The following is a 7,721-nucleotide window of genomic DNA, read 5'->3' on the forward strand; positions in this document are numbered from 1 at the left end:
TCCGGTCGCCACTTAAATCGGCAGGCTCAGCTACGCAGCGGTCGAGGGCTGATGTGTCCGTTCCTGACCCACTTCAAACCGGGTCGCGAACTCCGCCGCAGGCATGGGCCGACCAAACAGGTAGCCCTGTGCCTCCTTGCAGCCCTTCGCGAGCAGACGCTGGCGCTGCTCCTCGGTCTCGATGCCCTCGGCGGTTACTTCAAGGCCGAAGCTGCGGCTGAGGTTGATCACCGCCCGCACAACCGCAGCATCCCGTCGGTCGCTGCCTAGGCCATTCACGAAGCTGCGGTCGATCTTGAGCCGTGTCAGCGGAAAGCGCTTGAGCAGGCTGAGTGAGGCGTAGCCGGTACCATAGTCATCGAACGCGATGCCCACGCCCATGGTGCGTAGATCCTGTAGCGCAACGACCACCCCTGGGTCGTGACGCAGGATGATCGTCTCGGTGATTTCCAATTCCAGGGCATGCACCGGCAGCCCGGTTTCGGCGAGCGCAGCCGCGACCCGCTCAACCAAATCACCATCTCGAAATTGGGCCGCGCAGAGGTTCACCCCAATCCGGAAGGCATGCAGGCCACTTTGCCGCCAAGCCTGTGCCTGGACGCAGGCGGTGCGCAGAACCCAGTCTCCGACCCGAGCTGCGTCTGGACCGTTGTCGAGCACCTCCAGGAACGCAGCCGGCATGAGCAAACCGAGTTCGGGATGTTGCCACCGGATCAGGGCCTCAGCACCCACGAGCGCGCCGTTGGATAAGTCTACCTGGGGTTGATAGTGCAGGACGAATTCACCGCGCTCGATGGCGCGACGCAGCCCATCGCGGCAGGCTCGCTCACGTTGCGCGGCCTCGCGCAAGTTCGGTGTGAACAGACAGACGCGTCCGCGTCCATCTACCTTCGCACGGTAAAGGGCGGCATCGGCGCAGGCCAGGAGCTCGTCTTCTCGCTGCCCATGGGCCGGACTCAGGGCGATGCCGACGCTGACACCGAGACGCACGACGAGGTCATCGACGTGGTAAGGCTCTGCGAGGGCCTGGATCACCGCCTGACCGGTGGAGGTTGCCACCAAGGGATCACCGACGCCGGGAAGTACGGCTGCGAACTCGTCGCCACCATAGCGTGCCACTACGCCCATGGTGTCGATGCAGGTACGCAGGCGAGCTGCTGCCAGCTGGAGGACGACGTCGCCTACGGCATGTCCGTGCGCATCGTTGACCTCCTTGAAGTCATCGAGATCGAGCATCAGCACCGTCGCTGGACGATCTTCCAGGATCGCGGCCCCTATCCGACCGCGCAGAACGGCTCGGTTGGGCAGCTCAGTGAGGGGATCGAGATGCGCAAGACGGAACATGCGTTCCTCGAACACGTGCCGTTGGCTGACATCGCGCACGATCACCCCGAAGGCTGCGTGGCCATTCTCGGTCCAAGAGGACAAGGACAGCTCGACTGGAAATTCCCGGCCGTCCTTCTGCAGGCCGATGAGTTCGACGGTACGACCCATCAGCCCTGTCGCCGCCCCATGTGCGATACGGCGCAACTCGCCCTCGTGGCCGCCACACATTCGATCGGGCACCAGGATTGCAATGGACTGGCCCAGAGCTTCGGGCGCCGTATGTCCGAACAAGCGCTCGGCAGCCGCGCTCCAAAAGCTCACCCGCCCAAGCGCATCCGCGCAGATGATGGCGTCGGACGAGGTCTCGGCGATGTGCTCGAAGCGCGACTGCGTCGCTCGCCGGGCCGCCTCGACGCGGCGCAACTCCAGCCGGTCCAGCACGAGACGGGCGAAATCGGCGAGGATACGCCGGTCTCGGCTTGTAAAGGCACGTCGCGGCTTGGGGCTGGCGAGGCAGAGCGTACCGATGGCGTGTCCGTCCCCGGTACGTAGCGGCATGCCCGCGTAGAAGCGGATGAATGGGGCACCGGTGACCAGAGGGTTGTCACAGAACCGCGGATCCTGCGAGGCATCGAGCACGACGAGAATGTCCGGTTGCGCGATGGCCTGCGCGCAGAAAGCGATGTCGCGATCTGTCTCGCAAAAGCCCAGGCCAATCTTGGCGTAGAAGACCTGTCGATCGCGATCGACGAAGGACACAAAAGCGACCGGGGTACCGAGAAGGCGGGCAGCGAGCTCGACAATGTGAATGAGCGAAGGATCCGGCTCCGCATCAAGGATGTCGTGCTCAGCCAGCGCCTGCAGCCGAGCTTCCTCGTTAGTCTGCACGGGTGAAGATGGCAAAGGAGGGCTCCGGATCAAATGGGTGAGCGCCGCTGAATGAGCAGGTGGCAACCCCGCCAGTAGCAGGCGCTTCGACCTTTCGGTCAGAGTGGACGTTGGTGAAACAGCACACCGCTCCTCCAAGACCTCTCGACATGCTGGTCTCATTCAAATCAGCCAGGTCACGCGACCGCGCGCGCGGCCTCACGCACCTGGCGGGTAGCCACATCGACCTGCTCGCTCGCCCGAGCGATCGCCTCCATGCTGCCGGCGATCGTGGTCACGCCGTGGGCGGCCGTGTGCATGCTGCCCGACATCTCCCGGGTCACCGCAGACTGCTCCTCCACCGCCGCAGCGATCGCAGCCGAGACCTCGTCGAGCTGACCGATCGTGCCCCGGATCGAGCCAATCGCTCCCACCGCCTCGCGCGTGGCTGCCTGTGTCGCCGCGATCTGCCCGCGGATCTGATCGGTCGCCTTAGCGGTCTGCTCGGCCAAGGCCTTCACCTCGGAGGCGACGACCGCGAAGCCCTTGCCCGCCGCACCCGCGCGCGCCGCCTCGATGGTAGCGTTCAGGGCGAGCAGGTTGGTCTGCGAGGCGATGCCCTGGATCATGGTCACGACGTCGCCGATCTGAGCCGCCTGCCCGCTCAACCCCGCCACGATCGCTCCCGTATGCCGGGCCTGCTCGACCGCCTCGCCGGCCATGCGCGCGGCGTAACTGACCTGCTGGCTGATCTCGCCGACCGAGGCCGACAGCTCCTCCGCGCCCGAGGCGACGCACTGGATGTCGTTCGAGACCTGCCCGACCGTACCGACCGCTTCCATGGTCTGCCGGGTGACGTCCTCGACCGCGGTGCCGATCGCGTCGAGATCCATGCCGATCGCCCGCTGTGCCTCGGTTCGACGCTGGCGCTTGCGCACCTGTGCGGTGATGTCGGCGGCAAACTTCACGACCTTCACCGGCACGCCATCACGGTCGCGGATCGGGTTGTAGGTGGCCTGGATCCAGACTTCGCGTCCGCCCTTGGCAACCCGCCGGAACTCACCCGCGGCGAACTCGCCACGCCCGAGCTTGGCCCAGAACTCATGATAATCCGCGCTCGTGCGCTCGGCCGCATCCACGAACAGGCTGTGGTGGTGCCCTCGGATCTCGTCGAGCTGATAGCCCATCGCGTCGAGGAAGTTGGCGTTGGCGGTCAGGACGGTGCCGTCGAGTGCGAACTCGATCACCGCCTGCGAGCGGTGCAGGGCCTCAAGCTGCCCATCGTGGTCGATGTTGCGCAGGACGTGGGCGGTGACGTCAGAGGCGAACTTGATCACTTTCACGACGCGACCGGCGCGGTCGAGCACGGGATTGTAGCTCGCCTGAATCCAGACGGCGCGACCGCCCTTGGCGATGCGTTTGAACTCGGCCGACTGGAAGTTACCCCGCCGCAGCGCGTCCCAAAACGCACGGTACTCGACGCTGTCGCGGTGCGCTGCCTCGACGAACATCGCGTGATGCTGCCCCCGCAGCTCAAGGAGGGTGTAGCCCATCGCCGCCAGGAAGTTGGCGTTGGCGGTGAGGATGGTACCGTCGGGCTGAAACTCGATGACCGCCTGTGAACGGTCCAAGGCATCGAGTTTGGCCGCGAGATCCGCATGCGCGCGCGTTCTGCCGAACATGGCATCGACTCCTAGGATCGCTGAGGCTGCTCGACGTCACCCAGGTGGCCGAAGGCCTACGGTGCAACCCACCGGCGTGTCAGTCATAGGTGGCACCGTTGACCAAACCCTGGATGGCAAGCGTTATTTAAGGTTTAACGACGTAATAATTTGACATTTCAAAGCAAAATTCTTTGCAGATTATAGCCTGAGGAACAACAGTCATGCTGCTGCGATCCACCAAATACAACTTATGAGTGCTCAAACACACCCAGAGCGCGCAGGCCTCCGGTTAATGTATCGTTGCTTACGCTGGTTAGTTCGTAGCGTCCGGAGGCGTTGCCAGCAGGGCGCCCGAGCCGCCGGAGCACCTCTCGCTCGAACGCGACGAAGCTCTCGATGCGCCCATCGGCGGCGCGCAGCGGCCGGCAATCGATCTCAGCCCGGTACTTCGTGCCGTTGGGGCGATAGTTCGTAAAGTAGCCGTGGAAGCGCTCCCCGGCCGCCAAGGCGCGATGGAACGTGTCGAGCGTCTCCCGGCGCGTTTCCCTGCCCTGCATGAACCGGGGGCTTTGACCGACGATGTCGTCGAGCTCGCGCCCGACGAGACGGCCGAAGGCGGCGTTGGCGTACAGGATCGTGGGGCCGGGTGGCTCGATTACTGGATCGGTGACGACGATGCCGATGGCAGTGTCGTGGGCGAGCGCCCGGATCAGTTCGAAAGCTGTCATCGCACGCTAACGCTGCAACGATGTCGGAGGTGCGAGAGGGCCATTAGGCAAGCCATTGCCGAGCTGGTCGAGTGCCCTCGCCCGCGACGGTCGCTACAATCTCGTTCGTCATACCGTCCGCCCGCAGACCGTCACCGCAAGGCTCGGTCCGCCCTACCACCCGCGCGGATTCTCTGCTGGCCTGATCGGTCGAGGTCGCCAGCCGCTTGTCGGCAGCCCTTCTTCGGTTCCGTTTTCCCCGATTCCAGCAGGGTTATAACTTCAGTATGCGTGCTGGTTACGGTTTTGACCCCTACCCCCTGGAGGATGGGGCCGTGATGACCCTCCCTTCGAGAGGGGGGTGGTGAACCGCCCCCCCCTTTCCGTGCCAACCGGATCCAAGCCAGCCACTCTGGCGAGACGATGCGGAGCACGTTCGTGTCGTTGCGAAAGCCGGTGATCTGGCGCTCCTCGACGGTGAGCAGGCCTAGCCGGGCCGCCTCGCGGATCGCGTTCTTCACGGTCGAGCGGCACACCCCCGTGACGGCCGCCATGTTCTCGATCGACAGCCGGCAGTCCTTCCGGCGAGTAACCTCGGCAGCCACGAGGGCGAGGACCGCCTGCTCGGCCAGCGTAAACCGGGCCGCTAGCCCCGGTGGGAGCCTCCCCGAGGCGGCCCAACGGCGACGGCGCTCCATCGAGGCATCCGTGCGCGGGCGCGAGCCGACGGCCCTCCTGGGCGATCCTGCGCGATCTGGGGGCGAAAGTGTCAAGCCAGCGTCGGCTGTTGCCGTTGGGTTCGGGCTCTGTCCTGATTTCTGTCCACCTTCGGATGAGCGACGGGCGTCAATAAGTTCGGACAGGCTCTCTGCTTCGGCCTCCGTGACCTTTCCGTCCGCGTAGGCGCGCCACAGCAGCGCTGTGACCTGCGTCAGGGTGATTCGGCTAGCGGCCTCGATGGCGCGCCTTAACTCGTCGGCAAACATGGTCCTCGGCCCCGTGAAAGGGCCGCAACAGGTCGTTCCGGGCCGCCGCAGGGGCGTCCGGTCCACAAGGCAAAGCCTCATCGTCGCGGGAATTGGCGTTCCCGCTTGACGCCCGGGGGCGTCTCATGGCTTGTGGGGATTGGAAAAGAGCCCCACAAGCCATCTCAATTTTCGACGGGCTCCTCGTTTGGCGACGGGGGGCCCGTTGGCTTTTCAGGGGTCGACTTGCGGCGGCGTGGTCTCCTGAATGACGGCCGCGACTCGCTTACGCGAGCATGGCGGTGACCGCCCATGTCGACCGGGGCGCATAGCTAAGTCAACGCTAGAGCCCGAGCTCGTTGGGTTGCACCGCAGCAGCGCCCCCGCGTAGTTTGACGCTGATGCCAGTCGGCTGCGTGCTGTTTCGCCGGTTCGCCATCTCGCGGGTCCCTCAGCAAAATGAGGTCGGCATGGATGTGACGCGGATTGTCGTCCTGTGTGGGTGTGGCTTATCCCTAGACGGCTGCCTATCGTCTGCAAGTGTCCGTCGTCAGATGATTTGGGACATTCAGCGGTGTTCAGGAGCGGAGGCTCTGGTCCATCTGGGGTAAGAGGTTAGGCAGCCTGCGCGTGATGGCGCAAGCGGCGATCCATGAGGGTCTGACGCTTGATGCGTTCCCGCTCGGCCAGGATCCCTTCGCCGCGTCGGAAGGAGACGTCAGCGGGCGTGAGGTTGCTCAGGCTTTCATGGGCTCGGGCATGGTTATAGTGTTCGACGAAGGCGGCGACCCGCATCTCCAGCTCGCCGGGCAAGTAGGCGTGTTCGAGCAGGATGCGGTTCTTGAGCGTCTGGTGCCAACGCTCGATCTTGCCCTGCGTTTGCGGATGGCAAGGCGCACCGCGGATGTGGGTCATGCCCCGGCTGCCGAGCCAGTCGGCCAGGTCGCTGGCGACGTAGCTCGGTCCGTTGTCGGAGAGCAGGCGGGGCCGCGGCATCGCCCGCGCCTGATCGAGCCCAGCCGCACCCAGCGCCAGGTCGAGCGTGGCGGTGACGTCACTGGCCTGCATCGTCGTGCACAGCTTCCAGGCGACGATGTAGCGTGAGAAGTCGTCCAGTACGGTCGACAGGTAGTACCAGCCCCAGCCAACGACCTTGAGGTAGGTGAAGTCCGTCTGCCAAAGCTGATTGGGTGCGGTGGTCTTATCGCGGAACGCGTCGGCGGCCTTGATGACGATATAGGCCGGGCTGGTGATCAGGTCCTGAGACTTGAGCAACCGGTAGACGGTCGCTTCCGAGACGAAGTAGCGGCGCTCGTCTGTGAAGCGCACCGCCAGCTCACGCGGACTGAGTTCAGGCTCCTCCAGAGCTAGGGCAACGATCTGCTCGCGGATCTCCGCAGGCAGGCGGTTCCAGACCCGGCTCGGCTGCGAAGTTTGGTCGCTCAACGCCTCGGGGCCGCCGCGCTGGTAAGCGTCGTACCAGCGGTAGAACGTCGAGCGCGTGATGCCGAGCTTGTCCAGGGTGGCACGCACCGGCAGGTGGGATTGCTCGACCAGCCGGATGATCTCCAGCTTCTCGGGGGCCGGGTACCTCATGCCTCGTCGCCCCCAGCCCCGCTCATGCTTTTTTTAAGCAGACGGTTCTCCAGCACGAGATCAGCCACGACCTCCTTCAGCGCCCCCGTCTCGCGGCGCAGAGCCCGCACTTCATCCGTGGTGGCCGCACGAGCCGTGTCGCCGGACAGGCGCTTCTTGCCAGCTTCCAGGAACTCCTTGGACCAGCCGTAGTCCATCGAGGCGGCGATCCCCTCACGGCGGCACAACTCGGCGATGCTGTCCTCGCCACGCAAGCCTTCCAGCACCACGCGGATCTTCTCCTCGGAGGAGAACTGCCGACGTGTGGTACGCCTACGGTGAAGGCCGCGGTCGTGGTTCCGACGGGGTATCAGGCTGCGATCTGCCGGGGCTGAGGCTGGGTCCAGTTCCAGGGCAGAAGGTCGTCGATACGCTGGGCCGGATGGTCGGGCAGACGCCTGAGCACATCGGCGAGCAATCGGCAGCGATCCGAGATCGGTGCCCTCGAACAGACCGTGGAAGATACTGTCATCGACCCGATACAGTTCGGCCGGCATGAGGCGAGCGTGGGCGATATCTCGCCAGAGATTAAAATTGATATCGGATTGTCCGCCGAG

The 7,721-nt window shown here is 64.8% G+C and carries 5 protein-coding genes and 1 pseudogene; all 6 read right to left on the reverse strand.

The window, feature by feature from the left end:
* Positions 1–30 precede the first annotated feature (30 nt).
* Entirely contained in the window at positions 31–2,214 is a 2,184-nt protein-coding gene (locus MKL11_RS00875) for a putative bifunctional diguanylate cyclase/phosphodiesterase (RefSeq protein WP_313900724.1), read from the reverse strand.
* A gap of 176 nt (positions 2,215–2,390) precedes the next feature.
* A complete protein-coding gene (locus MKL11_RS00885) occupies positions 2,391–3,875 on the reverse strand; it encodes a PAS domain-containing protein (RefSeq protein ID WP_243939407.1) in 1,485 nt (494 codons plus the stop codon).
* Positions 3,876–4,105: 230 nt separating this feature from the next.
* Positions 4,106–4,585, reverse strand: a complete 480-nt coding sequence (locus MKL11_RS00890) for a PAS domain-containing protein (RefSeq protein WP_243939409.1) — start codon at positions 4,583–4,585, stop codon at positions 4,106–4,108.
* Between the two features lie 131 nt (positions 4,586–4,716).
* A complete protein-coding gene (locus MKL11_RS00895; RefSeq protein WP_243939411.1) occupies positions 4,717–5,550 on the reverse strand; it encodes a helix-turn-helix domain-containing protein in 834 nt (277 codons plus the stop codon).
* Positions 5,551–6,144: 594 nt separating this feature from the next.
* Positions 6,145–7,478 (reverse strand): IS3 family transposase gene (locus MKL11_RS00900; RefSeq protein WP_409565791.1). Its coding sequence is split into 2 segments (ribosomal slippage): positions 6,145–7,158 and positions 7,161–7,478, totalling 1,332 coding nucleotides; the frame shifts between segments, so codons are not numbered across the junction.
* Positions 7,475–7,579 (reverse strand): annotated as a pseudogene (locus MKL11_RS00905) (transposase domain-containing protein); the annotation flags it as partial. The gene MKL11_RS00900 and the pseudogene MKL11_RS00905, both read right to left, overlap by 4 nt.
* Positions 7,580–7,721 lie beyond the last annotated feature (142 nt).

Source organism: Methylobacterium sp. J-077 (genome assembly GCF_022829365.1).
Taxonomy (GTDB): Bacteria; Pseudomonadota; Alphaproteobacteria; order Rhizobiales; family Beijerinckiaceae; genus Methylobacterium.

Coding starts and splice junctions, on each gene's coding strand:
- MKL11_RS00885 (WP_243939407.1), bottom strand. CDS start 3,875: ATGTTCGGCAGAACGCGCGCGCATGCGGATCTCGCGGCCAAACTCGAT.
- MKL11_RS00890 (WP_243939409.1), bottom strand. CDS start 4,585: ATGACAGCTTTCGAACTGATCCGGGCGCTCGCCCACGACACTGCCATC.
- MKL11_RS00895 (WP_243939411.1), bottom strand. CDS start 5,550: ATGTTTGCCGACGAGTTAAGGCGCGCCATCGAGGCCGCTAGCCGAATC.